The 26653-nt window shown below is 49.2% G+C and carries 25 protein-coding genes, 1 tRNA gene and 1 CRISPR repeat array; of the genes, 13 read left to right on the plus strand and 13 right to left on the minus strand.

Features of this window, described 5'->3' with window-relative positions; translation table 11 throughout:
* Positions 1-2: 2 nt before the first annotated feature.
* The 6 genes from aroA to WHS43_00425 are packed head-to-tail and all read left to right on the plus strand — an operon-like array spanning position 3 to position 6172.
* Positions 3-1298, plus strand: coding sequence for a 3-phosphoshikimate 1-carboxyvinyltransferase (gene aroA, locus WHS43_00400; GenBank protein MEJ5338102.1), 1296 nt, complete (start codon positions 3-5; stop codon positions 1296-1298).
* Entirely contained in the window at positions 1295-2257 is a 963-nt protein-coding gene (locus WHS43_00405; GenBank protein ID MEJ5338103.1) for a hypothetical protein, read from the plus strand. The genes aroA and WHS43_00405 overlap by 4 nt, the downstream gene beginning before the upstream one ends.
* Entirely contained in the window at positions 2251-2736 is a 486-nt protein-coding gene (locus tag WHS43_00410) for an N-acetyltransferase (protein MEJ5338104.1), read from the plus strand. Before WHS43_00405 ends, WHS43_00410 begins: the two co-directional genes overlap by 7 nt.
* On the plus strand, positions 2720-4453 hold the full coding sequence (locus WHS43_00415) for a bifunctional 3'-5' exonuclease/DNA polymerase (protein MEJ5338105.1): 1734 nt from the start codon (positions 2720-2722) through the stop codon (positions 4451-4453). The genes WHS43_00410 and WHS43_00415 overlap by 17 nt, the downstream gene beginning before the upstream one ends.
* Before the next feature lie 10 nt (positions 4454-4463).
* Positions 4464-5126, plus strand: coding sequence for a flagellar basal body L-ring protein FlgH (locus WHS43_00420; GenBank protein MEJ5338106.1), 663 nt, complete (start codon positions 4464-4466; stop codon positions 5124-5126).
* The gene (locus tag WHS43_00425) at positions 5126-6172 is read left to right on the plus strand and encodes a flagellar basal body P-ring protein FlgI (protein MEJ5338107.1); all 1047 of its coding nucleotides are present in this window, start codon (positions 5126-5128) and stop codon (positions 6170-6172) included. The genes WHS43_00420 and WHS43_00425 overlap by 1 nt, the downstream gene beginning before the upstream one ends.
* Here WHS43_00425 and rnr read toward each other — a convergent pair.
* Positions 6169-8253: a ribonuclease R gene (gene rnr / locus WHS43_00430; GenBank protein ID MEJ5338108.1), complete on the minus strand. Its 2085-nt coding sequence runs from the start codon at positions 8251-8253 to the stop codon at positions 6169-6171. The two genes, WHS43_00425 and rnr, sit on opposite strands and share 4 nt — an antisense overlap.
* 16 nt (positions 8254-8269) lie before the next feature.
* On the opposite strand from rnr, the gene WHS43_00435 reads away from it, so the two are divergent.
* The 7 genes from WHS43_00435 (at position 8270) to queA (ending at position 13675) form a co-directional block, all read left to right on the plus strand.
* The gene (locus WHS43_00435) at positions 8270-8575 is read left to right on the plus strand and encodes a dephospho-CoA kinase (protein ID MEJ5338109.1); all 306 of its coding nucleotides are present in this window, start codon (positions 8270-8272) and stop codon (positions 8573-8575) included.
* Between the two features lie 40 nt (positions 8576-8615).
* Positions 8616-8888, plus strand: coding sequence for a 30S ribosomal protein S15 (gene rpsO / locus WHS43_00440; GenBank protein MEJ5338110.1), 273 nt, complete (start codon positions 8616-8618; stop codon positions 8886-8888).
* Positions 8888-10963, plus strand: coding sequence for a polyribonucleotide nucleotidyltransferase (locus WHS43_00445; GenBank protein MEJ5338111.1), 2076 nt, complete (start codon positions 8888-8890; stop codon positions 10961-10963). Before rpsO ends, WHS43_00445 begins: the two co-directional genes overlap by 1 nt.
* A tRNA-Thr gene (locus tag WHS43_00450) sits at positions 10954-11025 on the plus strand. The genes WHS43_00445 and WHS43_00450 overlap by 10 nt, the downstream gene beginning before the upstream one ends.
* 11 nt (positions 11026-11036) lie before the next feature.
* A complete protein-coding gene (gene dut / locus WHS43_00455; GenBank protein MEJ5338112.1) occupies positions 11037-11483 on the plus strand; it encodes a dUTP diphosphatase in 447 nt (148 codons plus the stop codon).
* 3 nt (positions 11484-11486) lie between these two features.
* Positions 11487-12674, plus strand: a complete 1188-nt coding sequence (locus tag WHS43_00460) for a cation:proton antiporter (protein MEJ5338113.1) — start codon at positions 11487-11489, stop codon at positions 12672-12674.
* On the plus strand, positions 12671-13675 hold the full coding sequence (gene queA / locus WHS43_00465) for a tRNA preQ1(34) S-adenosylmethionine ribosyltransferase-isomerase QueA (protein MEJ5338114.1): 1005 nt from the start codon (positions 12671-12673) through the stop codon (positions 13673-13675). Before WHS43_00460 ends, queA begins: the two co-directional genes overlap by 4 nt.
* On the opposite strand, the gene guaB is transcribed toward queA, so the two are convergent.
* From guaB to gatC, 12 genes are all read right to left on the minus strand, one after another.
* Positions 13676-15133 carry an IMP dehydrogenase gene (gene guaB / locus WHS43_00470; GenBank protein ID MEJ5338115.1) on the minus strand — a complete coding sequence of 486 codons (1458 nt, stop codon included), beginning with the start codon at positions 15131-15133 and terminating at the stop codon, positions 13676-13678.
* 7 nt (positions 15134-15140) lie between these two features.
* Positions 15141-16481, minus strand: a complete 1341-nt coding sequence (locus WHS43_00475) for a sigma-54 dependent transcriptional regulator (GenBank protein ID MEJ5338116.1) — start codon at positions 16479-16481, stop codon at positions 15141-15143.
* Between the two features lie 7 nt (positions 16482-16488).
* The gene (locus tag WHS43_00480; GenBank protein MEJ5338117.1) at positions 16489-17133 is read right to left on the minus strand and encodes a 6-phosphogluconolactonase; all 645 of its coding nucleotides are present in this window, start codon (positions 17131-17133) and stop codon (positions 16489-16491) included.
* Positions 17134-17514: 381 nt separating this feature from the next.
* A CRISPR array of direct repeats spans positions 17515-18539; the repeat unit is 29 nt; unit sequence GTTGCTAATCTACCGTGTGGAGTTGAAAC.
* A gap of 16 nt (positions 18540-18555) precedes the next feature.
* A complete protein-coding gene (gene zwf / locus WHS43_00485) occupies positions 18556-19890 on the minus strand; it encodes a glucose-6-phosphate dehydrogenase (protein MEJ5338118.1) in 1335 nt (444 codons plus the stop codon).
* On the minus strand, positions 19883-20776 hold the full coding sequence (gene gnd / locus WHS43_00490; protein ID MEJ5338119.1) for a decarboxylating 6-phosphogluconate dehydrogenase: 894 nt from the start codon (positions 20774-20776) through the stop codon (positions 19883-19885). The genes zwf and gnd overlap by 8 nt, the downstream gene beginning before the upstream one ends.
* A gap of 10 nt (positions 20777-20786) precedes the next feature.
* A complete protein-coding gene (locus tag WHS43_00495) occupies positions 20787-21047 on the minus strand; it encodes a hypothetical protein (protein MEJ5338120.1) in 261 nt (86 codons plus the stop codon).
* Positions 21034-22431: a UDP-N-acetylmuramoyl-L-alanyl-D-glutamate--2,6-diaminopimelate ligase gene (locus WHS43_00500; GenBank protein ID MEJ5338121.1), complete on the minus strand. Its 1398-nt coding sequence runs from the start codon at positions 22429-22431 to the stop codon at positions 21034-21036. Before WHS43_00500 ends, WHS43_00495 begins: the two co-directional genes overlap by 14 nt.
* 82 nt (positions 22432-22513) lie before the next feature.
* Positions 22514-23512, minus strand: coding sequence for a 3-dehydroquinate synthase II (locus WHS43_00505; protein MEJ5338122.1), 999 nt, complete (start codon positions 23510-23512; stop codon positions 22514-22516).
* Positions 23513-23590: 78 nt separating this feature from the next.
* Positions 23591-24256 carry a (d)CMP kinase gene (gene cmk, locus WHS43_00510; protein ID MEJ5338123.1) on the minus strand — a complete coding sequence of 222 codons (666 nt, stop codon included), beginning with the start codon at positions 24254-24256 and terminating at the stop codon, positions 23591-23593.
* Positions 24256-25353 (minus strand): PilT/PilU family type 4a pilus ATPase, encoded by a 1098-nt coding sequence (locus WHS43_00515; protein ID MEJ5338124.1) that lies wholly within the window; start codon positions 25351-25353, stop codon positions 24256-24258. The genes cmk and WHS43_00515 overlap by 1 nt, the downstream gene beginning before the upstream one ends.
* Complete coding sequence (gene recA, locus WHS43_00520) at positions 25334-26356, minus strand: recombinase RecA (GenBank protein ID MEJ5338125.1); 1023 nt, start codon at positions 26354-26356, stop codon at positions 25334-25336. Before recA ends, WHS43_00515 begins: the two co-directional genes overlap by 20 nt.
* 12 nt (positions 26357-26368) lie before the next feature.
* Positions 26369-26638 carry an Asp-tRNA(Asn)/Glu-tRNA(Gln) amidotransferase subunit GatC gene (gene gatC, locus WHS43_00525; GenBank protein ID MEJ5338126.1) on the minus strand — a complete coding sequence of 90 codons (270 nt, stop codon included), beginning with the start codon at positions 26636-26638 and terminating at the stop codon, positions 26369-26371.
* Positions 26639-26653 lie beyond the last annotated feature (15 nt).

The following is a 26653-nucleotide window of genomic DNA, read 5'->3' on the forward strand; positions in this document are numbered from 1 at the left end:
GTATGCTCAAGCTCAACAGGGCAAAAACTGCAAAAGGAGAGCTGAGAGTCCCTTCCGACAAGTCCATATCCCACAGGGCTGTGATACTCTCTGCACTGGCAGAGGGCGAAAGCTACATAAGAGAGTGGCTCCCTTCCGAAGACACTAAGGCAACCCTCAAGATTGTTCAGAGCCTTGGCGTGGAGGTAAAGAGAAGGGGCAGGAACCTAAGGGTGGTGGGAAAGAACTTCCACTTCTGTGAGCCTGCTGATGTGCTGGACGCCAGAAACTCCGGCACCACAGCAAGGCTTATGATGGGAATGCTTTCAACTCAGCCTTTCTTCAGCGTAATAACGGGAGATGAGAGCCTCAGAGGCAGACCCATGCTGAGGGTTGTAGAGCCTCTCAGGCAGATGGGGGCCTTCCTTGACGGAAGAGAGAGTGGAAACAGACTGCCTGTATGCATAAGGGGTGGTCAGCTCAGAGGCATTTCCTTCTTTAACAAGAAGGCGTCCGCTCAGGTAAAGTCCGCCCTGCTTCTTGCAGGACTCAGAGCTGAAGGCTATACGGAGGTGGTTGAGCCAGTCCTCTCAAGGGACCACACGGAGAGAATGCTCAGAGCCTTTGGAGTGGAAGTCCTGCAGATGGAGGGTGAAAAGGGCCATGTGGCAAAGCTGAAAGGAGGTCAGAAGCTCACAGCCACAGAGGTTTTCTGTCCTTCAGACCCATCCTCCGCCAGCTTCTTTGTGGCTTTTGGCACCCTGCTGGAAGGCTCAGAGCTACTTCTGAAAGATGTGCTGGTAAATCCCACAAGGGATGGCTTTTTCAGAAAGCTCAGGCAGATGGGGGCAGACATAAGATACGAAAACATGAGAGAAATCTCGGGTGAACCCATAGCGGATGTTTATGTGCAATACAGGGGAAGGCTCAGGGGCACGCATGTGTCTGCGGAGGAAGTGCCCTCAATGATTGACGAACTTCCAATACTTGCTGTTGTCATGGCTCTGGCAGAGGGCAGGTCTTCCGTGAGGGGTGCTCAGGAGCTCCGTGTCAAAGAGAGCGACCGCATAAAGGCTGTGGTGGAAAACCTCAGAGCCATGGGAGCCATAGTAGAAGAATACGAGGATGGTTTTGAGATTGAAGGCGTTGAAGTGCTCAGGGGTGCGGTCATAAAAACCTACTCAGACCACAGAATAGCCATGGCTTTCTCTGTTGCAGGGCTTGTGGCAGAGGGAGAGACACTGATTGACAATCCAGAGTGCGTTGCTGTATCTTATCCAGCCTTCTACAGGCACCTTGACTATATTTTAAAGGGATGAGAGTGGATGACCTTCTTCTCAGAATGCGAGCGGTCTTTACTCCAGAGCAAGTGGAGGTGCTCACTGAACTTATCAAGTTTATGGACCAGCTTGTGAAAGCCACAGACTTTCTTGAAGTAAAAGAGGCAATAAATTCCCTCACAGATGTGGTGAGAGAACTTGCTCTTACTCAGAAGAAAACAGAAGAGGAGCTGAGGGAGCTGAAAGAGGTTCAGAAGATAACCGAGCAGAAGGTGGCAGAACTTGCAGAGGCTCAGAAAAGAACTGAAGAGGAGCTCAAAAGGCTCTCAGAAGCTCAGAAGATAACTGAGCAGAAGGTAGCAGAACTTGCAGAGGCTCAGAAAAGAACTGAAGAGGAGCTCAAAAGGCTCTCAGAAGCTCAGAAGATAACTGAGCAGAAGGTGGCAGAACTTGCAGAGGCTCAGAAAAGAACTGAAGAGGAGCTGAGAGAATACAAGAAAATCACAGAGCAGAGGTTTGCGGAGCTGGCTTCTGAAGTTAGAAAAACGCAGGAAATACTCCAGGATATGCTGATAGCTCAAAGGGAAATGAACAAAAAACTCGGTGGTATAGACCAGACTATGGGGTATATGCTTGAGAACGAGGCCTACAGGCATCTACCTGCCTACCTTGAGAAGCACCTGGGAATAAAAGTGATAAGTCGCATCATAAGAGAAGAAATTGGCGGAAAAGAGATAAACCTTCTGGCGGAAGGTGTGCGTAATGGCACTAAGGTGTTGATAGTGGGTGAAGCAAAAAGCAGGCTATCTATAGGACCAGAAAGAGCAAGAGATGTATTTGAAGAAGTGGAGGACAAAATAAGGACAGTGCTTGAAAGATTTGTGGAATACACTCCAGAGCAAGTATTGCCAGTTATTGTGACTCACTTTGCCAGCAAAGCCTTTCTGGAAGAGGCTCAGAAGCAGGGATACATAGTTGTTCAGAGTTTTGAATGGTGATTAGAAAGGCAAGGCTCAAGGACACTTCCGAGATTTATAACCTTATAAACCATTATGCCAAAAGTGGCATACTTCTTCCCAGAAGTCTCAACTCCATATACGAAAACATCAGAGATTTCTGGGTGTATGAGATGGACGGAAAGGTGGTGGGATGTGCAGCGCTTCATGTGGTCTGGGAGGACCTTGCAGAAATTAAGAGCCTTGCTGTGAGTGAAGATTACAGAGGCCTGGGTATAGGAACCATGCTTGTGGAGGCATGTCTGAAGGAAGCTGAAGAGCTTGGGGTAAAAAGGGTCTTTGTGCTTACTTATGCCCAGAGTTTCTTCTCAAAGCTAAGCTTTGAGGAAGTGGAGAAGATAAAACTACCTCACAAGGTCTGGGGCGAGTGCATAAACTGCGTCAAGTTTCCCTCCTGCGATGAAGTTGCCATGTGGGTTGACCTTGAAAAAGTTGCCTTTAAACATGACGCCAAAGTTTAGCTACATAACTTCAAGGGAAAGGCTGAGTAGCGTATACGAGCAACTCAGGGAGGAAAGATACCTCTTCCTTGATACTGAAGTCTCTGGTGACCAGATAAGGTTAGTTCAGGTTGGGGGAAAGGATGAAATATTCATACTGGACCTCTTTGACCTGGGTGAGGAGGGTATTCTTTTTCTGAAAAGACTACTTTCTGGCAGAGGTATAGTTGGCCACAATCTGAAGTTTGACCTCAAATACCTGTATGCTTATGGGATAGAGCCCTACGCTGTCTTTGATACCATGATAGCCAGTCAGCTCCTCGGCGATACGGACAAGCACTCCCTCCAGAAGGTTGCCATGCATTATCTTGGGCAGGTTCTGGACAAAGGCCTTCAGGCATCCAACTGGGGGCAGCCCTTTCTGGGAAGAGAACAGCTTGAGTATGCAGCGCTGGATGTAAAGGTGGTCAGAGAGCTTTTCCATATTTTCCTTGATAAGCTCAACGAGCATCCTCACAGGGAGGAGGTTCTTTTAAAAACCAGAACCTCAAAGGTTTTTGGACTTCTTAACCCGGTCGCCATAGTGGAGATGGCCTTTGTGCAGGAGACTGCAAAGCTGGAGCTGAAGGGCATACCTGTGGATAGGGAGGAGTTGGAAAGAAAGCTGAGAGAACAGGAAAAACTCCTTCAGAAAAAGGTCATGGACTTTATGTTCCGCTACAGAGCAGACCCCATGTCCCCAAAGCAGGTGGGAGAGCTTCTCACAAAAAAGTTTGGTCTTGACCTGCCAAAAACAGAAAAGGGGAACGTCTCAACAGACGATAAAGTTCTTGCAGAGCATTCACTTCACCCTGCAGTTTCTGAACTTCTTGAGATAAGAGGATTAAAAAAGACCATAGAAAAGCTTCAGGAAATCAGAGATAAACTCAGAGGAAACAGAGTTTATCCAGAGTTCAAGCAGATTGGTGCCATAACTGGAAGGATGGCAAGCATGAACCCAAACGTGCAGAACATACCAAGAAACCTCAGAAGCATATTTAAAGCAGAAGAAGGAAAAACCTTTGTAATAGCAGACTTCTCCCAGATAGAGCTCAAAATCGCAAGCGAGTATGTGGGAGAAGAGAAGATGATTCAGGCTTTTCTGCAGGGTAGAGACCTCCACAGGTATACCGCAAGCGTATTTCTGGGAAAAGCTGAAGAAGATATAACAAAAGAAGAGCGTCAGCTTGCGAAGGCTGTGAACTTCGGGCTCATATACGGCATATCTGCAAAAGGTCTTGTGGAGTATGCAAAAACCTACGGAGTGGACCTCTCCCCTGAATCTGCACAGAAAATAAGGGATAGCTTTTTCAACTATTACACCTCCATAAGGGCATGGCACGAAAGAGTAAAAAAGGAACTCAGAGAGTTCAAAGAATCAAGGGGGCATACCCTTCTTGGAAGACCATACATTGCCCATACTTTCCCTGATGCGGTGAACTACCCTATACAGGGGACGGGTGCAGACCTTCTAAAGCTCTCGGTGCTCATGTTTGATGCGGAGGCAAGAAGGGAAAACCTGAAAGCCAGTGTGGTCAACCTGGTTCACGACGAAGTGCTCGTTGAGTGTGAAGAAACTCAAGCAGAGAAGGTGAAAGAAGTTCTTGAGAGAACCATGAAGCATGCAGGCAGGATAGTTCTAAAGCAAGTTCCGGTGGAGGTTGAGGTTTTTGTAAACAAAAGATGGGAGAAGGATTAAATTATTAAGCATGGGGAGGCTGTGGGTTCTCTTAGGAATTTTAATCTTCTCCTGCGGTCCAAAGCTGAGCACGCTGGAAGAATACGAGAAGAAAAACCCATACCCCGCCGGTGAAGAGAGGCTCCAGTATGCTTCAAAAGGAAGCCTTATGCCCAGAAATGGCTATCAGGACCTATACTCAGAGAGGAGGGCCTCAAGGGTTGGAGACTTAATATTCCTTCAGGTGGTGGAAAGCATAAACGCAGTGGAGAGTGTCTCAAACCAGACTCAGAGGTCTTCAGCCTTTCAGCAGGGAATAAGCTCCTTCTTCGGGCTTTCTCAGAATACCCTTACAGACATAGGAGGTCAGGGCTCTGGGCAGATAAACACAAAGGGCTCAGGCAAAGTGCAGCAGACAGGTGTTCTGACCACAAAGCTCGCCGGAAGGGTGATGAAAGTTTATCCTAACGGCACCATGCTTGTGGAGGCGAAGAAAGAAATAATCATGAACAAGGCACAGAGAGAGGTGGTCCTCAGGGGCATAGTCAGACCTGAAGATATAGACAGCACCAACACTGTCTCCAGCGACAGAATAGCAAACCTTGAAGTTTTTATAGATGGAAAGGGTTTTCTGGCTGACGGAGGTAGCCCCGGATGGTTTGCAAGAATACTTGCAAAGGTTTTGCCCTTCTGATGCTTCTTTTTTCTCTTAGCTTTGCCACACGCATAGGAGATGTGGCCACCATAGAGGGAAACAGAAGTAACTATCTTGTGGGCTACGGTCTTGTGGTGGGTCTTAGAGGAACTGGTGATGGAAAGAGCACCCTCTTCACAGTAAGAAGTATAGCCAACATGCTGAGCAGAATGGGTATTGTGGTGGACCCCAGACGCATGACCACAAAGAACGTGGCCGCAGTGATGGTCACCGCCAAGCTTCCACCCTATGCAAAGCCAGGAATGGCTATGGACGTGGAGGTCTCTTCCATAGGTGATGCAAAAAGTCTTGAGGGTGGCACTCTCCTGCTTACTCCACTGAAGGGTCCAGACGGCGAAGTATACGCCCTTGCGCAAGGGCAGGTAATCGTGGGGGGCTACGAAGCAAGGGGAAGAGGAGCTCAGCAGATAAAAAACACGCCCACAGTGGGGAGAATACCAAACGGGGCTATCGTAGAAAGGGAGCTGCCCCTTCAAGGGATGCCAGAGGAGCTCAACATCTATCTGGACAACCCCAGCTTTTCCATGGCAAGGCTAATTCAGGACAGGATAAACGCAGAATTTGGCATGCAGGTTGCTCAGGCACTTGACGCAGGCACAGTCAGACTGAGAATCCCCGCCGGCGTTAACCCTGTTGACTTTCTCGCAAGGGTTGAGGACATAAATATAGATGTGCCTTCTGTGGCAAGGGTTGTTATAGACGGCAGGACCGGGACGGTTCTGCTTGGTGGTGATGTGACCATAAACCCCGTGTCCGTGGCTGTGGGGAGCCTTACAGTCACTATAAGGGAAACACCGGAAGTGGTCCAGCCCCCACCCCTATCGCCAGGAGAGACAAGGGTCGTTCCCAGAACGGAGCTGAAAGTTCAGGAAAAAGAGGCAAGGCTTCTCGAGCTCAGAGGTGCCAGTGTTTCACAGCTTGTGGAGTCTCTAAACAGAATAGGTGCAACGCCAAGGGAGATAATCTCCGTCCTTCAGGCAATAAAGGCTGCAGGAGCTCTAAGGGCAAAGCTGGAAGTGCTCTAAAGGAGCTGAAGCTCAAGCCTTGCCCTTTCCTCGTCCACACCCACCACTGTGACCTTTACCCTGTCACCCAGCCTGAAAACTTTACCACTGCTCACTCCCACAAGCCTGTGAGCGGGTTCATCGTAAATATACTGGTCTTCCTTCAAGCTCGTTATGCTCACAAGCCCTTCCACAAGATACTCCTGAATCTCTACAAAGATACCAAAGGAAGTCACGCCGGTTATTATTCCCTCAAACTCTTCACCTATGTGGGCTTTCATAAAGCGAGCTTTGAGTCTGTCTATTGCCTCCCTTTCCACATCCTCTGCAAGCCTTTCCTGCTGTGAGAGGTGCATGCCAGCCATTTCAAGGTATCCAACTGTTTTTTCGAAGTCTATATCCTCACCTCTGAGAGCCTTCTTCAGAAGCCTGTGAACTATGAGGTCAGGATACCTTCTTATTGGTGAAGTAAAGTGGGCATAGTGTTCAGAGGCGAGGCCGAAGTGTCCCAGATTGTGGGGCGAATAGTGGGCCCTTTTCATGCTTCTTAAGGTAAGAAACCTCACCAGATTTTCCTCAGGTCTTCCCTCAAAGTCCTCTATTATCTTCTGGAAAAACTTGGGGCTCAGAGAGGGCTTTTTAACCTTGTAGCCAAGCCCCGCAAGAATCTCAAGCAGATTCTCCACCTTCTGAGGGTCTGGCTTTTCGTGAACCCTGTAAAGACAGGGATAGCCTGCCCTTTCAAGGTGCATGGCAACCGTCTCGTTGGCAGACACCATAAACTGCTCTATTATCCTGTGGGCAACATGTCTTTCATAGGGCATAAGGGCAACAGGCTCCCCATATTCGTCCACGATGAGCTCCGCCTCTGGCAGGTCAAAGTCTATGCTCCCCCTCTCCCATCTTACCTTTGAAAGTATCCTGTAAAGGTTTTCCATAAGCCTGAGAGGTTCCACCAGCTGTGGATACCTGTTCTCAAGAGCCGGGTCGCCCACAATAAGCATAAGGGCTTCCCTATAGGTGAGCCTTGCCTTGCTCCTTATTACGCTTTCATATATATCATACTCTAAGAGCCTTCCCCCCTCATCAAAGAGCATCTCGCAGGTAAAAGCCAGCCTGTCCTCGTAAGGTTTAAGACTGCACAGGTCTCCTGCAAGCCTCTCTGGAAGCATGTGAAGTGCCCTGTCTGGCAGATAAAAGGTAAAACCTCTTTTAAATGCTTCCTTGTCCGTTGCAGACCCCTCCTGCACAAAATGAGAAACATCTGCTATATGAACCCAGAGTCTGTAACCTTCTGGAGACTTTTCTATTGCTACCGCATCGTCAAAGTCCTTTGCCTTCTCTGGGTCTATGGTAAAGCACAGCTGGTCTCTCAGGTCTTTCCTTCTTTTAAGTTCTCTTTTGAAGTCTACCCCCATACCACCCACTTCTCTGAGCACTTCCTCAGGGTATGAGATGGGCAAGTCATACTTTCTTATGAGCACATCTATGATAAGGTTCCTCTCTTCCGGATGTCCAAGCACCTCCCTTATCCTGCCCACAGCAGGACCTTCCTTTGTGGGAAATTTTTTTATCTCCACCACCACAAGTGTCCCATCCCTAAGGTCACCGCATGCGTTTCCCTCAAGGATTATGGTCTGATGCTGATTTTCATCCACAGGCAGGGCAAGGCAGGATTTTTTCTTCTTCTGAAGCTTGCAGACTATCTCCTTTTTTGCCCTTTTTAAAACCCTGAGAACCCTCACTTCCTTCTTTCCTCTGTATTCAACCACCCTGGCTCTCACCACATCCCCGCCGAAGAGCCTCGCCATCTCAAAAGGGGGTATGTATATGTCCTTTCTGCCCTCCCCAATCTGCAGAAAGCCAAAGCCAGCAGGATAGGGTATTACCCTGCCGCTAACTATCTCCTCTTCAGCACAGAAATACTTACCCTTTTGCAGACTCACCTTGCCTGACTTTCTGAGAGCCTTCAAGGTTTTCTTGAGAGCCTTTCTTCCCTTCTGGTCTAGCCCAAGCTGTCTGGCTATCTCTTCAAAGCTAAGGGGCTTCTTGCTGCCCTTGAGCAGGTTTAGAGTTAACTCTTCTATGGAAACCCCTTCCATTGTAAAATATTTAACCATGAAAGACTGGAAAAATTACAGTGCAAAAATCGAAGAGCTTAGAAAAGCCCTTGAAGAAAGCCTGAGCGGTCTTGATGTGGAGTATGAACTTAAAACTCCCGAAGACCCAGACTTTGATACCCGTTTTAGAGTGCCCTACGTGCTTCTGAGGTATTACACCGATGAAGAGCATGCACACGAGAGAAAGATAGAGCTCTTTGAGTATTACTTTGAGGCACCTGCTGAAGAGACCGCAAAGCTAATAAAGGATATGGTAGAGGAGTTTCTTATGGAGATAGACCAGAGCGAATACGGTGGTGGTTGAGATATAATAATAAATTTTGAAGAAACCCAGGAGGAAAAAGATGGCATTACCAAAGGCATTAAAGGAAGAGGTCATAAGAAGCTTTCAGAGGCATGAGAAGGACACAGGCTCACCCGAAGTGCAGATAGCCATACTAACCGAGCGCATAAACAAGCTTACTGAGCATATGAAAAAGCACAAAAAGGATGTGCATTCAAGACGTGGCCTTATAGCACTCATACATGCAAGGAGAAAACATCTTGAATACCTTAAAGAAAGAGATTACAGGAAATACCTGGAGGTAGTAGAAAGACTTGGGCTGAAGGTAAGATGATGGAAAGAGTTTCTGCAAAGCTGGGAGAATCGGAGATTGTAATAGAGACTGGGCTCTACGCCAAACTTGCCGATGGTGCTGTTGTTGTTCGTCAGGGTGATACGGCGGTTCTGGTTACTGCGGTGATGTCGGAAGAGCCCGTTCAGGGCATAGACTTTGTCCCGCTTTCTGTGGACTACAGGGAGCAGTCCTCTGCATGGGGTAAAATCCCCGGAGGTTTTGTCAAGAGAGAGGGCAAGCCCACAGACAGGGAGGTGCTGGTCTCAAGGGTCATAGACAGACCCATAAGACCCATGCTTCCAGAGGGCTTTTTTCACGATGTGATAATCACAGCCCTGACCCTTTCGGCAGATGACAGATATGACCCGGATGTGCTTGCCATAACCGGTGCCTCTGCAGCCCTGCACATTTCAAGAATACCCTTCGAAGGTCCCATAGCGGGTGTTAGAGTTTGCAGGATAGATGGGCAGTTTGTGGCAAACCCCACCTACGAGGAGCGTCAGAAGGCAGACCTTGAGATAGTTATGGCGGGAAGCAAGGACGCCATAGTGATGGTGGAGGGCGGTGCAAAGGAGGTGGACGAGGATACGCTCACAGATGCTCTATACTTTGGACTCCATGCAATTCAGGACATCATAAGGGCTCAGGAAGAGCTCAGAAGCAGGGTAGGCGTGACAAAGGTATCCTTTGAAGGTATGGAACTCCCTGAAGACCTTCAGAGGGCTCTGGAGGATTTCTGCACGGAGGGCATATTCCAGTCTTTTAGCATAGCAGATAAGCGGGAAAGAAAGAACTTCCAGTCAAACCTGTTAAAGAGCTTTATAGAAAGCCATCAGGTGCCGGAGGAGCTTCATTTCAAGCTGAGCTACAACTACAAAAAGCTCATAAGCAAGCTCATGAGAAAGAAAGTGCTCCTTGAGGGTGTGCGTATTGACGGAAGGGGTCCAAAGGACATCCGGCCCATAAGTATAGAGGTTCATCCTTTTGAAAGGCCGCACGGAAGTGCCATATTCACCAGGGGTCAGACTCAGGCTTTTGCCACTGCAACGCTGGGATCTCCAGAAGAAGCCCAGATGGTGGAAAGCATATACGAGGGAGAAACCTTCAAAAGGTTCATGCTCCACTACAACTTCCCTCCCTTCTCCACAGGAGAGGCAAAGCCCTGGGGTCCACCCAGAAGGAGAGAAATAGGGCATGGAGCCCTTGCAGAGAGGGCAATAGAGCCTCTCATACCACCAGAGACGGAGTTCCCCTACATCATAAGGGTGGTTTCCAACATCCTTGAGTCCAACGGATCCACCTCTATGGCAACCGTATGCGCCGGTTCTCTGGCTCTTTTTGATGCAGGAGTGCCCCTCAAAAAGCATGTGGCGGGCATAGCCATGGGGCTTATCATGGAAGGAGACAGGTATGCCATACTTTCAGACATACTGGGAGATGAGGACCAGCTTGGGGACATGGACTTCAAGGTGGCTGGCACAAAAGATGGAATCACCAGCGTGCAGATGGATATAAAGGTAAAGGGCCTCAGAAAGGAAATCATGAAAGAAGCCCTTCAGCAGGCAAAAGAAGGAAGGCTCTACATACTGGAAAAGATGTACGGGGCAATGCCAGAGCCAAGAAAAGAGGTCTCCCCCTACGCACCTAAGATTGAGATAATCACCATACCCGAAGACAAGGCTCTTGTGGTTATAGGACCCGGTGGCAGGAACGTGAAAGAGTTTAGGGACAAGATGGGGGTATCTGTATGGGTGCATGAAGGTGGTAGAGTTTCTCTCACATCCAGCTCAAGGGAAGCTATAGAGGAAGTAAAGAGGGCAATTCAGAACCTTATTGCGGAAGTAGAGGTTGGAAAAGTGTATAAAGGGAAGGTCACAAGGGTAGAGCCCTATGGAGTCTTTGTGGAGATACTGCCCGGCAAGGTGGGACTTCTGCACGTGAGCAAGATGGAGGGTTATATTAAAGACGTGAGGGCCCGTTTCAGCGTGGGGGATGAGCTTCTGGTGAAGGTGCTCGAGGTGGACGAACAGGGAAGGGCGAAGCTAACCAACATGGGCATAAGGGAGCCGGCGTAGCTCAGAGGCAGAGCGAGGCACTCGTAATGCCTAGGCCGTGGGTTCAAATCCCACCGCCGGCTTGGAGAAGACCATGAAGATAAAGGTCAAGAGGCTTCCACACTCAGAGGGACTCCCACTGCCCTTTTATGCCACAGAGCATGCCTCTGGCATGGACCTGCTGGCTGCAGTCTATGAGCCCCTAGTTCTAAGGCCCCTGCAGAGGGTCCTCGTGCCCACAGGCATCGTAATTGAGCTGCCACAGGGCTACGAAGCTCAGATAAGACCGAGAAGTGGCCTCGCCATAAGACACGGCATAACCCTTCTCAATACCCCAGGTACCATAGATGCGGACTACAGAGGGGAGATAAAGGTGATTCTCATAAACCTCGGGGAAGAGGGCTTTACCATAAACAGAGGGGACAGAATAGCGCAGATGGTCATATGTCCTGTGGTAAAGGTGGAGCTGGAGGAGGTGGAGGAACTCAGCGATACACATAGGTCTGATGGAGGCTTTGGCTCAACGGGATATAATATATAGGCCATGGACCTTCATACCATATTCCTCTATCTTGCCATAATACTGTTTCTCGCCAGAATAATAGGAGACACCTTTGGAAGGCTCGGGCTTCCCCCGGTTCTGGGGGAGATACTGGTGGGTGTTATCCTCGGAAAGAGTGCCCTGGGGCTTATTGAGCCCAGTGAGGTTATAAGACTTCTTGCAGAGATAGGGGTAATACTTCTTCTTTTTCACATCGGCCTTGAGGCAGACATAAACCAGCTGAAAAAGGTTGGTATTTCAGCCTTTGTGGTGGCTACTGTGGGGGCTTTTACGCCCATGGCGCTTGGAACACTCCTGAGCTACTACGCGCTTAACCTGCCCCTTACCGTTTCCCTCTTTATAGGCGGAACGCTGACCGCCACCAGCATAGGCATAACGGTAAGGGTGCTCGATGACCTCGGGAAGATGAAGGAGAGGTTTGCCCAGATTGTTCTGGGTGCGGCGGTGCTTGATGACATCTTTGGGGTTATAGTGCTTGCAGGGCTGTATGAATTTTCAAGGGAGGGCGTGGTTCACTTTGATGCCCTTACCATGCTCATTTTGTATATTGCCACCTTCTTCATCTTCTCGCCCATACTTGCCCAGATTCTTGCAAGGATAATAGCCATGCTATCAAGAAAGCTAAGAACGGAGGACTTCATACCACCTACAGTGGTTGCCACCATATTCCTCTTTGCCTTTCTTGCTCATGAGGTGGGCTCTCCGGAAATACTGGGTGCCTTTACCGCAGGACTTGCCCTCTCAAGACGTTTTGCCCTACCCTTTGCCCTCTTTTTGAGAACTGATGAAAGGCTCGCCCACAAGGTGGAGCATACCATAATGCCCCTTGTATGGGTCCTCACGCCCATATTCTTCGTGTATGTGGGTCTTCAGCTCAACCTCAAGGCGATAGACTTTTCCTCAGCAAAGTTCTGGACGCTATCGGCGCTAATACTGCTTGTGGCAATCGTGGGTAAGGTCATCTCTGGCTTTTTTGTCAGCGGCACCATGAGGGAGAAGCTCCTTGTTGGCTTTTCCATGCTGCCCAGGGGCGAGGTGGGGCTCATCTTTGCAGAGTTTGGAAGGCAGAGCAAGCTCTATGATGACACACTATACGCAGTTGTTATCTTTGTGGTGGCGGTCACCACACTGATGGCACCCATCGTGCTCAAATACCTTGCAAGAGAATGAAGGTAGAAGACTTTGACTATCACCTTCCGGAGGACCTCATAGCAAAGTATCCAGCCCAGCCAAGACACAGTGCAAGGCTCATGGTGCTTGATAGAAAGGACCAGAGCTTAAGGCACGACACCTTCTGGAACCTGCCCCTTTACCTTCAGGAGGGGGACCTTCTTGTCTTTAACAACTCAAAGGTTCTGCCCGCAAGGCTCTATGGAAGAAAGCCCACAGGTGGAAGGGTGGAGGTGCTTCTTACAGACTTTATCAGCAGGGAGGAGTGGTATGCACTCATAGGAGGCAGGGGCATAAGGGAAGGTCTCAGCATTGAGGTTGCGGAGGACCTTAGGGTGGAGATATTAGAGCACCTTGAGGAAGGACGCTTCCGTGTCAGGCTTCACTCTCCTGACCCCATAAAAGCCCTTGACAGACATGGGAAGATTCCCATACCACCATACCTGAAAAGAGAAGAAGAGCCATTAGACAGGGTTTACTATCAGACAGTTTTTGCCCAGATGGAAGGCTCTGTGGCGGCGCCCACCGCCAGCCTGCACTTTTCTGAAGAGCTTCTTAAAAGGCTTGAGGAGCATGGCATAAAAAGGACCTTCATAACCCTTCATATATCCTACGGCACCTTTAAGCCTGTAAGGGTTCAGGAGGTGGAGCTGCACAGGGTGGACCCTGAGTATGTGAAGGTCTCGGAGGAGGCGGTAAGAGCCATAAGAGAGGCAAAAGCCCTGGGCAGGAGGGTTGTGGCTGTAGGCACCACAGTGGTTAGAGCCTTAGAAACTGCAGGCTATGAGCCTTTTGAGGGATGGACGGACCTGTATGTATATCCGGGATACAGCTTCAGGGTGGTGGACGCCCTTATCACCAACTTCCACCTTCCAAGGTCTTCTCTCCTCTTTCTTGTCTGTGCCTTTGGAGGTAGGGAGTTTATACTCAGGGCTTACGAAGAGGCTGTAAGGGAGAAATACAGGTTTTACAGCTACGGGGATGGGATGCTTATACTCTGACTACTCCACCCAGTAGTTGGGTGCTTCCTTCGTTATCTGCACATCGTGCACGTGAGACTCCCTGTAGCCCGCCCAGGTGATACGCACAAACTTTGCCTTCTGACGCAGCTCCTCAAGACTGCTGGCACCCACATAGCCCATGCCAGACCTGAGACCCCCCACAAGTTGATATATAACATCGCTCAGTTTGCCCCTGTAGGGCACTCTGCCCTCTATGCCTTCGGGCACGAACTTCTCCAGCCTCTCCTGTGCGTATCTGTCTGCGCTCCTCCTGCTCATCATGGCACCCAGTGAACCCATCCCCCTGTATACTTTATAAGCCCTTCCCTGATAGTAGACGGTCTCGCCGGGGGACTCTTCCGTGCCTGCAAGCAGGTTTCCCAGCATAACAGAGCTTGCGCCCACCGCAAGGGCTTTTACTATGTCTCCCGAATACCTTATACCTCCATCTGCAATCACTGGAACTCCATACTCCTGTGCCACCTCGTAAGCCCACCTTATGGCAGTTAGCTGCGGCACTCCAACCCCAGCCACTATGCGCGTGGTGCATATGGAACCTGGACCCACTCCTACTTTTATGGCATCCGCACCCGCCTTTATAAGGTCAAGGGCACCTTCCTTTGTAGCCACGTTGCCTGCGATTACCTGAAGCTCTGGATAGTGGGATTTTATGTTTTCTACCGTCTCCAGAACCCTCTTTGAATGACCATGGGCTGTGTCTACCGCCACAGCGTCCACTCCAGCGGAGACAAGGGCGGAGACCCTTTCCATGGTGTCTGGGCCTGTGCCCACCGCCGCACCAACCCTCAGCCTTCCCAGCTCATCCTTACAGGCGTTAGGATACTTTCTTCTTTTGGTTATGTCCTTTATGGTTATAAGGCCCACGAGCCTTCCTTCCCTGTCCACAATGGGCAGTTTTTCCACCTTGTGTTTTTGAAGTATCTCTGTAGCCTCCTCAAGGGTAACCCTTTCCTGAGCCACCACAAGGTTCTCGGAGGTCATAAAGAGGGAGACGGGCTTGTCGTAGTCGGTGGACTTTATGAACCTCAGGTCTCTGTTGGTCAGTATCCCCACAAGCCTGTTGCCGTCGCTCACAACGGGAACACCCGATATCCTGTATCTTTCCATTATCTCAAGGGCTTGCCTGACTGTTGTATCCGGTGTGACCGTTACCGGCTGGAGTATCATACCACTCTCTGACTTTTTGACCCTTTCCACCTCCTGAGCCTGCTCTTCTACGGAGAGGTTTCTGTGGACTATGCCTATTCCTCCCTCACGGGCGAGGGCTATGGCAAGGCGGGACTCAGTCACAGTATCCATGGCGGCGGAGACTATGGGTATGTTGAGCCTTATCTTCTTTGTGAGCCATGTGGATACATTCACCTCGTGAGGCAGAACTTCAGAATACTGAGGAATTAAAAGCAGGTCATCAAAAGTATAGGCATCAAATACTTCCATGTATTAATTATATTCCAACCTCTATTTCATACTGTCTTATCTTTCTGTAGAGATTGGAGAGGTCTATACCTATGGCTTCTGCAGTCTTTTTCAGGTCGTAGCCATATTCTCTGAGTTTGCGTTCTATAAACAGCCTTTCAAAGCCCTGCCTTGCCTTTCTAAGGTCCTTTTCCATCAGCAGTGAGTTTATATCCTCCGGCTCATGGTCAAAGCCAAGAAGGCTTCTCAGGTCTTTTTCCGTTATCTGCGTGCCCTCATGAAGTATGGCGAGCCTTTCCATGAGGTTTTTAAGCTCCCTCACGTTGCCCTTCCACTGGTAGGTCTCAAGGAGTCTCTTTGCCCCCTCGCTGAGATATTTGGGAGGCTTGCCATATTCTTTTAGAAACCTGCTCAGAAAATGCTCTGCCAGCAGGGCTATATCTTCGCCCCTTTCTCTGAGAGGTGGCAGAGTTATCACAAAGGTAGATATGCGGTGGTAAAGGTCCTCTCTGAAGTTGCCCTTTTTTACCTCTTCCTGCAGGTTTTTGTTGGTAGCACACACAAGCCTGAAGTCTGACCTTATCACCTGATTGCCCCCAAGCCTTGTGAACTCCCTTGTTTCAATCACCCTCAGGAGTTTTGCCTGAGCCTTCTGGCTCAGCTCTGAAACCTCATCAAGAAAAAGAGTTCCGCCGTGTGCCAGCTCAATCTTTCCCAGCTTCCTCTGGCTTGCGGAGGTAAAGGCCCCCTTCTCGTAGCCGAAGAGCTCCGCCTCCACCAGTTCATCAGGAAGCCCCGCGCAGTTTATGTCCACAAAGGGACCTTCTGACCTTTCTGAAAGGCTGTGAATTCTTCTGGCTACAAGCTCCTTTCCCGTCCCACTCTCGCCCAGAATCAGGATGCTGGCACCGGTAGGTGCCACCTTGCTTATGAGCTCCTTTACCTGAAGGATTTGCCTGCTGTTGCCCAGAATAGGGTCTTCTTCCTCCTCCCTCCTTGACCTTATGCTTTCCCTGAGAGACCTCTCCACAGTGGTTATGAGCCTATCCATGGAGAAGGGCTTTTCTAAAAAGTCGTAGGCACCTTCCTTAACCGCCCTTACCGCATGCTCCGTTTTGCCATGTCCCGTTATCACTATTACCGCAGAGCCCGGGAGCTTTTCCTTCAGATAGGATATGTATTCAAGACCGTTTCCATCGGGAAGCCACAGGTCCAGAAGCACGCAGTGAAAGAAGCTCCTCTCCACCCTATCCTTCATGGACTTAATGCTGTCGGCGGTAAAGACCCTGTATCCCTCCTCCTCAAGAATGCTCCTGAGCGTTTCCCTAATGGATCTTTCGTCGTCCACAACAAGGATGCTGGCTTCCATAGGAAAATTATAAAAGGTCAGTGAATATGCATGTCTTCAGCATTCCCCTGACCCTGCCTGCCGGAATTTTTTCACCTCTGAGCATGGCTTCAAGAGCAGGCCTTTTTTCTTCTCCCTTTAGGAAAAAGACAACTACGCAGGTAGAGTTCAGATACTCCTCCTTGAGGGACAGCCTCAAAAGTCCATCGGGAGACCTGCTCATGCATACCTTTGGACTCACATCCTCACATTCAACACCCGGGAAGAGAGATGCAGTGTGACCGTCCGCACCCACACCCAGAAGGGCTATATGAAGCCTCCGAGGCAGCTGAAAGCTGTAATCCATAGCACACTCCTCCGGAGACATCTCCGTCTTGAAAAAGGCAAGCCTTGCCCTCTCACCCAGAGCTTCCCTGACAGCTCTGTAGTTGCTAAGTTCAGAAGAGAGGGGAACATACCTCTCGTCAGTGAGGTAAAACCTCAGCCTCTCCCACGAAAGCCTCTCTCTGGAGAGCATCCTGTAAAGCTCAAGAGGTGTTCTGCCACCTGCAAGAGCTATATGACAGACCCTTTCCCTCCTCAGAAAAAGCCCGGAAACTCTCCTGAGAAAACTAAGAAGAAGGGCATCCACCCTCGGAGAGGAAAAAACCGCATACTTTTTGTTGACAGGCATGTGTTATAATTATACAAACAGGTAGGGAGTTTAACTCCCTTGACATCTTGGCAACTGAATTGGGCTTTTTAAATCCAGAGAAGAGGGAGCTTTCTGCCTGTAAGGCCTATTCTCTGTGTTTTCCCTTTTTCTGAGCCTTGCCTTTCATAGTCTTTATTATGCCATACGACCGTATGACCATATGACCATACGTATGGCTTTACGGTTTTACGGCGGTATGGCGTGTGCTTCTGAGCGTTGAAAGACAGAGCTCTGAACTTGACAACAACACACTCAAGTCTGCAGAACCTCCGACTTCTGGCAAATAACCCCCTTTTGAGAGGGGTGGGGGGTTGACAAAAGGCTTGATATTTCTTATTATTTCTAAGGTAGCGATTTAGGGTTGCTAATCTACCGTGTGGAGTTGAAACACATAAAACTTGTCCCGCATCTTAGAGCTGTGATAAAGTTGCTAATCTACCGTGTGGAGTTGAAACCACGGTTTAGAGTATAGAACTGTTGATGCTTATTTGAAGTTGCTAATCTACCGTGTGGAGTTGAAACGCAATAGTAAAAGAAGAAGGTGAGGTTTGTGTAGAAGTGTTGCTAATCTACCGTGTGGAGTTGAAACTATAAAAAGTTGTATAATATATCTAACTAAAACCTGTTGCTAATCTACCGTGTGGAGTTGAAACATCACCATAAACGAATACACAATTCCAGCTGCAACTGTTGCTAATCTACCGTGTGGAGTTGAAACACCCAATATCTAACATAAATTTCTTCTATTAACTTCAGTGTTGCTAATCTACCGTGTGGAGTTGAAACGGAATATCAAGCTAAAAGGGAGTTTAGGATGCATAAGGTTGCTAATCTACCGTGTGGAGTTGAAACGTTTGAAAGAAGCGTTGTCTTATGTTGTATAGTGTCTGGTTGCTAATCTACCGTGTGGAGTTGAAACCAACTGATACCAGACCTTGTGTTTCGTAAATTTTCTATAGTTGCTAATCTACCGTGTGGAGTTGAAACGATGATCTTATGCTTGATAATGGCGTAATAAGACTTAGTTGCTAATCTACCGTGTGGAGTTGAAACTTCATGGTATGTGTGGCTTTCCCATCTTTCTTCCAGGCTTCGTTGCTAATCTACCGTGTGGAGTTGAAACTGTTTCAGTTTCAGCAACTCTTTGAGTAGCTTCAAACTGTTGCTAATCTACCGTGTGGAGTTGAAACATGGGACTACAGGGCAGAGCTATTAATAGGAAAACCGTTGCTAATCTACCGTGTGGAGTTGAAACCATTGCCTTAGCCCTTGCATCCATAAGTTTTAACTGTGTTGCTAATCTACCGTGTGGAGTTGAAACCTCTGATTTAAACTTAACAACCTTCTTCCATTCGGGTTGCTAATCTACCGTGTGGAGTTGAGACGAGTTGAAGCCCCTTCTTATAGCAACCAGCTTCTGCCCTCTGACGCAAGAAATTCTTCTGCCTGCTGTGGCAGGCTTATGCCCTTTTTATACTGGAAGGGCTCATTCTGAAGGTCAAGGTAAGGCTGGACAACCTCCCACAGAGCTTCTATCTCATCACCCCTAATGAAAAGGGACTGGTCTCCCTCCACCACATCAAGAAGAAGCACCTCATAGGCCTCCGCAAACTCTGAGGGAAACCTGTATTCCATGAAAGTCTCCACAGGACATGCCATAAACCTGCCCGTTGGGGGTCTGAGTTCAAAAACTATCTGTAGCTTGCTCTCTGGTGCGGTCTGAAAAACTATCCTGTTCTGAAGAGGCTTGCAATCAAGGAGTTTCATAAAGCTCTGCGGGACTTCCTTAAAGACAACTGTTATCTGAGTGAGCTTCTGAGATAGGGCTTTGCCTGTCATGAGGTAAAAGGGCACTCCGTGCCAGCGGAAGTTATCCACCAGCACCTTTGCCACCACAAATGTTTCCCTGTTTGAATTGCTAACACCCACCTCTTCCCTGTAGCCCTCATACTGACCCCTTATAAGCCCTTCAATGCGTGCATTCTTGAGCACCTTTACCTTTTCATCTCTTATAAACTTCTCAGACATGTAAGCTGGAGGCTCCATAGCGGTAAAGGCAAGCATCTGTAGCATGTGGTTCTGTAGCATATCCCTTATGGCTCCCACCCTGTCGTAGAACTCTCCCCTTCCTTCAACACCCACACTCTCAAGGGCAACTATCTGCACATGGTCAATAAAGTTTCTGTCCCATATGCCCTCAAATATAGTGTTGGAAAACCTGAGAGAAAATATGTTCTGTATGGTGTCCTTTCCAAGAAAGTGGTCAATGCGGTATATCTCCTCCTCTATGAAGTATCTGTGAAGGAGGTCGTTGAGCCTCTGGGCAGACCTGAGGTCAAAGCCAAAGGGCTTTTCTACCACTATTTTTCTTGGGTTCGTGTAGTTTCTGAGAAGCCTGCCAAGGTTTCTAATGGTTTCCTCAAAAAGATATGGGCTTAGAGACAGAAAGAATATGAGCTCCTGACCCCTGAGCTCTTCTATAAGCTTTCCCAGCTCCACGTAGGAATTCCAGTCTTTTGCGTCAAAGGGCAGGAAGTTGCAGAGCTTTCCAAAGCCCCTGTCAAGCTCGCAGACCACCTTTTCCCAGTCCTCTCTTCTACTTCTTGCAAGAGAGTAAACCCTGTCAAGCCCAGAGAGGTATCCCTTTGCGAAAAGCCTTGAGAGGGAAGGAAAAAGCTTGTTTTTTGCCAGGTCTCCCGTGCCACCAAGTATAAAGAGAGAAAAGCTCTCAGCCATCCCTTTTCTTTACCTGATGCCTTCCAAACTGGTATCTTAGCCCTGCCAGAAGCCTGTCTCTGAAGGAGTTTTCCTGTCTTGAGCGAAAGCGGGCAAAGAGGGCTTCTGCTATGGTTGGAACGGGCACAGCCCTCTTTATGGCTTCTTCCACCGTCCAGCGACCCTCACCCGTGTCTTCCACGTAGGGCTTTAGCTCCTCAAGGTTTCCAAAGTCCTCAAAGACCTTCTGAGTGAGATCCATCAACCAGCTCCGTATTACACTGCCCGTGTTGTATATGCGTGCCACCTCCTTAAGGTCGTAGCCAAAACCGCTCTCTCTCAGGAGCTCAAAGCCCTCGCCTATTGCCTGCATGAAGGCGTATTCTATGCCGTTGTGAACCATCTTGGCAAAGTGTCCTGCACCCGATGGTCCAAGGTATGCGTACCCCCTGCCCTCGTAGGAGAGGTCTCTGAAGATGGGCTCAAGATTCTCAAAGGCCGGCCGGTCTCCTCCCACCATCAGGCAATAGCCAAGCTCCTCTCCGTAAACTCCACCGCTTACGCCCACATCAAGGAAAGAGACACCCAGCCTTCTTAGCTCCTCGTATCTCCTCTGTGAGTCCCTGTAGTGGCTGTTGCCACCGTCCACAACTGTGTCCCCTTCCTTCAGGTAGGGCTTTAGCCCATCCAACACCTTGTCCACCACCTCATGGGGCACCATAAGCCAGATGTTTTTTCCCTCTTCAGAGGCCAGATGGCTCATGTCCTCCATAACCTCCATAGAGGACCTTGCCTGAGCCCTTGCCTGCTGGCTTGCGTCGTAGCCTACCACACTGTGCCCTTTTGAGAGAAGCCTTCTTGACATTCCAAGTCCCATCCTCCCCAGACCTATCATGTAGAGCTTCATGGTTTAAATTTTAGCCATAGCCAAACATGAGGTCAAGTATGCCGGGTTCTATCTGTATCTCCCATTCTTTGTAGTTCTCATCCTTGTTGAGCACCACAAGGTAGCCTTCCCTTTCAAAGTAGAGTAGAAGCTTGGCTAAGTTGGCAAGCCCGCATATCTTACCACTTTTTAGACTGGTAATTTTGAGCCTTGGCTGTGGGGTCTCTGCCTCTTTAAAAAGGGTGAGAAGTTCATCTTTGAGGTTGTAGTGAAGGGTCTCAAAGTCGCACACCGAGCACCTCCTTGACCACTTCAGAATCTTTAAAGGGATATTTTACACCCTTTATTTCCTGATAATCTTCGTGCCCCTTGCCAGCGATGACCACCACATCCCCCTCCTTAGCCATACCTATGGCAAGCTCAATGGCTTTTTTCCTGTCGGGCTCTACAAACACCTTAGTTCTATCTTCGATGCCAGAGAGAATATCCTCTATTATCGCCGTAGGCTCTTCAAACCTTGGGTTGTCAGAGGTGAGCACTACAAGGTCTGAAAGGCTCTCTGCTACCTTTCCCATGATGGGTCTTTTGCTCCTGTCGCGGTTGCCCCCCGCGCCAAAGACCACAATAAGCCTGTTTTTTGCAAGACCCCTTGCAGTTTTCAGAAGCTTTCCAAGGGCATCGGGTGTATGAGCATAGTCTACCACCACCACAAAGCCATCCCCCATGTAGGTCTCAAACCTCCCCGGCACATACACCTCCCTGATACCCTCCTGAATGACCTCTGCAGAAAGCCCCCACAGAAAGCCAAGAAGCACACCAAGAGAAAGGTTATATGCCTGAAAGCTCCCCCTGAGGTTAGAAGAGAAATGGTATTGCCTTCCTTCGCATTCAACCCTGAGCCTTGAGCCCTCAAAGTCTGTGGAAAAGTCCAAGATTTTGAGGTCTCCATCCCTTCCGTAAGTTTTTACATTCTTTGCCATTGTAGTCAGCCTCTTTCCCCACGGGTCATCGGCATTTATGAGAGCATGCTCATACTCGTATTCTGTAAAGAGCCTCGCCTTTGCAAGAAAGTAGTTTTCCATGGTGTGGTGGTAGTCAAGATGGTCCTGACTGAGGTTTGTGAAGGCTACCATGTAAAAGCGTGTGCCCCAGACCCTTTTCTGGTCAAGGGCGTGAGAGGACACTTCACAGACCACTGCCTGAGCACCATCCTCTTTCATTGCCCTGAGGGTTGAGTGCCACTTAACTGGGTCTGGCGTTGTTCTGCCCTCATACTCGTATATCCTTTCGCCAAGCCTATAGTATATGGTTCCCATAAGCCCGGTTTTTATGCCTGCTCTGCTAAGGATGGACTCCACTACATGGGTGCTGGTGGTTTTGCCGTTGGTGCCTGTAATGCCTATGACCCTGAGCTCCTCTGAGGGTTTACCATAAAAGAGGCCTGCCAGCTCCGCAAGGGCTCTTCTGGTGTCTTTGACCTTCAGTATGCGAGGGTCCGAAAGGTCTACATCCCTCTCCACCAGCACCCACAGGGCACCCCTCTGGAGAGCCTCTTCAACAAAGTGGTGCCCGTCCGCCTGCGTGCCTTTTATGGCGACAAAGATGTAGCCCGGCTTGACTTCTTTGGAGTTTGAGGTTATGCCTTTTGATTCAGATAGTAATTCCTTAAGGTTCATTTCTTGGTTGAATGCTTGCAAAACATTTTAGCATAGTAGAGTTCTCTTTCGTCAGCCACGGTTCTGAAAAGAGGATAAGAAGCTACTTTTCAGTTATCGTCTCTTCCACCTTCATTCCAAAATGCCTTCCTGCCTCTTCTATGTATCCCAGCACTTCGTCTCCCTCTTTAAGCTCCGCCACCGATAGGGGGGTGCCGTCAGGTCTTGTGAGCCTTATGGTCTCTGCGTTCTGAAGCACTGCACTGACCTTCTTGTTTTCAAACTTCCCTTCCACGAGGAGCATGGGACGCCTTTCTACCTTTGCCCTGCCCACATACACGAGCCTTCCCCTTCCCGTGTAGTCGTAGACCATCACCGGGTCTCCAGCGGAGAGCTCGCACAGATACTTTGTTCTGTTTTCAGGCACCCTTATGTACATGTGGACTGCCCCTGCGTTTACTCTAAAAGGTCTGGATGCCACGTAGGGGTTCTCTTCGGTCTCTGCGTGCACCAAAAACATGCCAGCAGAGGAGTTGCCCACCAGCATACCCTCTCCCCGGCTGAGCATAGAGGTGGTATCCACGCACACCCTGTCTCCAAGACCAAGAGGCAGGATTCTGGTAATTCTGACCACCACCATCGGAAGCCTCTCTTCCTCCTCTTCCAGCACCTTGCCAACCCTCTTTATGGTGTTTATGTCTTTAGTTTTCAGCACTATGCCCTTTACGCCCTTTTCCAGCACCTTTACGGCAAGCCTTGCCTCCTCTTCGTTTTTTACCACCGCATAGAGCTCTTCCCTCTGGGCTATGAGGTTCTCAAGGGGTATGATGGTCCAGTCAGTGGTTTCCACTATGACCTTCATATGGGGTGGAAACTTTGCGGCCCTTTCTTCGTCCTCTTTGCCCCTTATGAGCACATAAGCGTAGTCCCTGCCCTCTATGAGGTCCGCCCCCTCTGCAGATGCCACCTGCACCCTTCCCAGAGCCTTCACTTCCTGCACCCTTGAGGGGTCAGAGAGGAGTATAACACCTGCCCCGGACTCAAGGGCTGTGGTTATGAGCTTTTTGTCAAATTCCTCCGCCCAGTACCAGAAGTCTTTCATAAGAAAATTATAACCCTACTTTTTCTGCACCTTTCTGTTCTGCCCTTCTCTCTGCAGATTATCATTAACTGGCTAACTCTATTCCTTCTGACATCCATGGGCTGTGGAGCTGAGAAGCTCCATTATCTTCTCCACCACCTCCTGTGGGCTCAGCCCCGTGGTGTCTATGACCACCGCATCCTCCGCAGGTCTGAAGGGATAGAGGGGTCTGTTTGCGTCCCTTTCGTCCCTCTCTACCACAGCCCTCAGGATTTCTTCGTAGCTCACATCCTGCCCCTGAGCTCTGAGTTGCTCGTATCTTCTTCTTGCCCTCTCTTCTGCAGAGGCAGTAAGAAAGACTTTCAGGTCTGCGTCTGGAAAGATATGCGTGCCAGCGTCTCTGCCCTCTGCCACCACCTGACCTCTGCCCACCAGAGACCTGAAGAACATGTTTATCCTCTCCCTGAAGGCTGGCAGTGCACCGATTCTGGACGCCATGTTTCCCACTTCTTCTGATACCAGCATACCCCCTATGTCTTCCCCCCTGTAGTGGACCTTTGTCTCGCCCGGGAGGAGCTCCACGCTGACAGGCTCTTCAAATACTTCCAGAGCCCTCTCTGGTTCAATTCCCCTCATCAGGCATACATAGGCAAAGGCTCTGTAAACTAGCCCTGTGTTCAGGTATGGAATTCCGAGCCTTCTGGATACCTCCCTTGCCGCCGTGCTTTTACCACTACCTGCAGGTCCATCTATGGCTATTTTCATCAGAAGTAGCTTCTGCCACCCGATGCAATGCCCTTCAGCTTCAACTCCAGGTCTGCCGGCCTGCTGGCGTACATCAGGGCTGTAGTATAGTCAATGAGACCATTTCTGTACAATTCCTCAAGATGCTGGTCAAATAGCTGTGTTCCATAAACGGACCTCCCTTTTTCAATGAGAAGGGGTATATCGTCAAACTTGGCGGGGTCTACTATGGCCTCCTTTATGGCTGCAGTGTTTATCAGCACCTCAACTGCAGGAATAACTCCCGTTCCGTCTGCTTTTGGAAGTAGTCTCTGAGAGAATATGGCAATGAGCGTTTCAGCGAGCTGTATTCTTATCTGTTCTCTTACCTCAAGGTTGAACATGCTTATTAGCCTGTTTATGGTCTCCTTTGCATCTAGGGTATGAAGGGTGGACATTACCAGGTGTCCTGTCTCTGCAGCCTGCAGGGCTATGACTGCTGTTTCCGGGTCCCTTATCTCACCAACCATGATTACATCCGGGTCTTCTCTTAATGCAGACCTCAGCCCCTTAGCAAAGGAGGAGGTATCAATACCCACCTCACGCTGAACTATAAAGGCTTCGTTATCCCTGAAAAGGTATTCTATGGGGTCTTCTATAGTAACAATGACGCAGTCTCTTGTGGAATTTATGATGTTTATGAGCGAAGCCAGTGTCGTGGACTTGCCAGAACCAGTGGGTCCTGTCACAAGTACAAGACCCTTGGTGTTTTCAAGGATGACCTTTTTCATAACCTCGGGAAGGTTAAGGCTTTCAAAGGATGGTATGTTAAAGGGTATTACTCTGAAGGCAAGACCTGTTGTTGTCCTCTGCTTGTATACGTTAACACGGAAACGGGCCACACCCGGCAGTGAATAAGATGTGTCCGCTTCTCCAAACTCCTCAAACTCCGCCACCTTCCTACGATTTTTCTCAAGCACCTCCCGGACTATCATCTCCATTGTTCTTTCTTCTATAGCCGGAAAATCAGAAAGCTTTATAAGCCTTTTCTTTACCCTGAGGACGGGCACGCTTCCCGTTTTAAGGTGCACATCTGACGCACCCAGTTCTATTGCCTTTTTAAGTATTAGCTGCAGCAAGCCCAGCTACCTCCCTTACCTTTTTTTCTATCTCCCGGGCAAGCTCTGGGTTTTCCATAAGGAATTTTTTAGCCTGTTCTCTCCCCTGTCCCAGCCTTATGTCACCGTAGCTATACCATGCACCGCTTTTGTTTATCACCTTCAGTTCACTTGCGGTATCTATAAGGTCACAGAGCTTGCATATACCCTCGCCGTAGAGCACATCAAACTCAGCCTCCTGAAAGGGTGGTGCCAGCTTGTTTTTAACCACTTTTACCCTCACCCTGTTGCCTGTCTTTTCTCCACTATCCTTTACCTCACCAATCCTTCTCACGTCAAGCCTCATGTCCGCAAAAAACTTTAGGGCTCTACCACCGGGCGTGGTCTCTGGGTTTCCAAACATGACACCGATTTTTTCCCTGAGCTGGTTTATGAAGATTATGGCTGTGTTTGCCCTGTGGGCCATGCCCTTTAACTTCCTGAGGGCCTGAGACATGAGCCTTGCCTGTTTGCCCACATGGGCTTCACCTATCTCACCCTCGAGCTCATCCTTCGGCACCAGCGCTGCCACGGAGTCCACCACTATAACGTCCACGGCATTGCTTGCTATTAGGCTTTCCGCTATTTCAAGAGCCTGCTCTCCGTAGTCTGGCTGAGAAATGTAGAGGCTTTCTGTGTCAACGCCTATTTTCTCCGCATACCTTGGGTCAAGGGCGTGCTCCGCATCAATGAAGACCGCTATGCCTCCTGCCCTCTGGGCCTCCGCTATTATATGAAGTGCAAGAGTGGTCTTACCTGAGGACTCGGGGCCAAATATTTCAACAACTCTGCCCCGGGGTATGCCACCTATACCCGTGGCTATGTCCAGTGCAATAGAACCGGTGGGTATAACATCCACCTTCACCTTCTCCGCCTTTTTCAGGGGCATTATGGAGCCCTTCCCAAAACGCCTTTCTATGCTGGTAAGGGCGTTTTCCAGAGCCTTTCTTTTCTCAAGGACTTCCTTCTGAACTTCTTCTATCATAAACCTCTCCTGTTAATATTCTACCACTCTTGGCACCACAAAGAAACCCCCTTCACCCTCTGGTGCCTTTTCTAAAATTAGATATGGCTCAAAGTCCCTTGATGGCTCATCTTCTCTCATGGGTGTCTCATCAAAGTGAGAGGTGAAGGACTCCACTTGCCATGTATCAACCTCCTGCAGTTGCTCCACAAAATGCAGTATGCTCTTGAGCTGTTTTTCAAAGTATTCCTTCTCTTCTTCTGTGAGCCTGAGCCTTGCAAGGTGGGCAACCTTTTCCACCATAGAAATAGAATATAG

Source organism: Aquificaceae bacterium (assembly GCA_037481935.1).
In the GTDB taxonomy this organism is placed as follows: domain Bacteria; phylum Aquificota; class Aquificia; order Aquificales; family Aquificaceae; genus Pampinifervens.

Bases quoted from the DNA above. Each gene is read 5' to 3' on its own strand.
- aroA (MEJ5338102.1), top strand. From the start codon at position 3: ATGCTCAAGCTCAACAGGGCAAAAACTGCAAAAGGAGAGCTGAGAGTC.
- WHS43_00405 (MEJ5338103.1), top strand. From the start codon at position 1,295: ATGAGAGTGGATGACCTTCTTCTCAGAATGCGAGCGGTCTTTACTCCA.
- WHS43_00410 (MEJ5338104.1), top strand. From the start codon at position 2,251: ATGGTGATTAGAAAGGCAAGGCTCAAGGACACTTCCGAGATTTATAAC.
- WHS43_00415 (MEJ5338105.1), top strand. From the start codon at position 2,720: ATGACGCCAAAGTTTAGCTACATAACTTCAAGGGAAAGGCTGAGTAGC.
- WHS43_00420 (MEJ5338106.1), top strand. From the start codon at position 4,464: ATGGGGAGGCTGTGGGTTCTCTTAGGAATTTTAATCTTCTCCTGCGGT.
- WHS43_00425 (MEJ5338107.1), top strand. From the start codon at position 5,126: ATGCTTCTTTTTTCTCTTAGCTTTGCCACACGCATAGGAGATGTGGCC.
- rnr (MEJ5338108.1), bottom strand. From the start codon at position 8,253: ATGGAAGGGGTTTCCATAGAAGAGTTAACTCTAAACCTGCTCAAGGGC.
- WHS43_00435 (MEJ5338109.1), top strand. From the start codon at position 8,270: ATGAAAGACTGGAAAAATTACAGTGCAAAAATCGAAGAGCTTAGAAAA.
- rpsO (MEJ5338110.1), top strand. From the start codon at position 8,616: ATGGCATTACCAAAGGCATTAAAGGAAGAGGTCATAAGAAGCTTTCAG.
- WHS43_00445 (MEJ5338111.1), top strand. From the start codon at position 8,888: ATGGAAAGAGTTTCTGCAAAGCTGGGAGAATCGGAGATTGTAATAGAG.
- dut (MEJ5338112.1), top strand. From the start codon at position 11,037: ATGAAGATAAAGGTCAAGAGGCTTCCACACTCAGAGGGACTCCCACTG.
- WHS43_00460 (MEJ5338113.1), top strand. From the start codon at position 11,487: ATGGACCTTCATACCATATTCCTCTATCTTGCCATAATACTGTTTCTC.
- queA (MEJ5338114.1), top strand. From the start codon at position 12,671: ATGAAGGTAGAAGACTTTGACTATCACCTTCCGGAGGACCTCATAGCA.
- guaB (MEJ5338115.1), bottom strand. From the start codon at position 15,133: ATGGAAGTATTTGATGCCTATACTTTTGATGACCTGCTTTTAATTCCT.
- WHS43_00475 (MEJ5338116.1), bottom strand. From the start codon at position 16,481: ATGGAAGCCAGCATCCTTGTTGTGGACGACGAAAGATCCATTAGGGAA.
- WHS43_00480 (MEJ5338117.1), bottom strand. From the start codon at position 17,133: ATGCCTGTCAACAAAAAGTATGCGGTTTTTTCCTCTCCGAGGGTGGAT.
- zwf (MEJ5338118.1), bottom strand. From the start codon at position 19,890: ATGGCTGAGAGCTTTTCTCTCTTTATACTTGGTGGCACGGGAGACCTG.
- gnd (MEJ5338119.1), bottom strand. From the start codon at position 20,776: ATGAAGCTCTACATGATAGGTCTGGGGAGGATGGGACTTGGAATGTCA.
- WHS43_00500 (MEJ5338121.1), bottom strand. From the start codon at position 22,431: ATGAACCTTAAGGAATTACTATCTGAATCAAAAGGCATAACCTCAAAC.
- WHS43_00505 (MEJ5338122.1), bottom strand. From the start codon at position 23,512: ATGAAAGACTTCTGGTACTGGGCGGAGGAATTTGACAAAAAGCTCATA.
- cmk (MEJ5338123.1), bottom strand. From the start codon at position 24,256: ATGAAAATAGCCATAGATGGACCTGCAGGTAGTGGTAAAAGCACGGCG.
- recA (MEJ5338125.1), bottom strand. From the start codon at position 26,356: ATGATAGAAGAAGTTCAGAAGGAAGTCCTTGAGAAAAGAAAGGCTCTG.
- gatC (MEJ5338126.1), bottom strand. From the start codon at position 26,638: ATGGTGGAAAAGGTTGCCCACCTTGCAAGGCTCAGGCTCACAGAAGAA.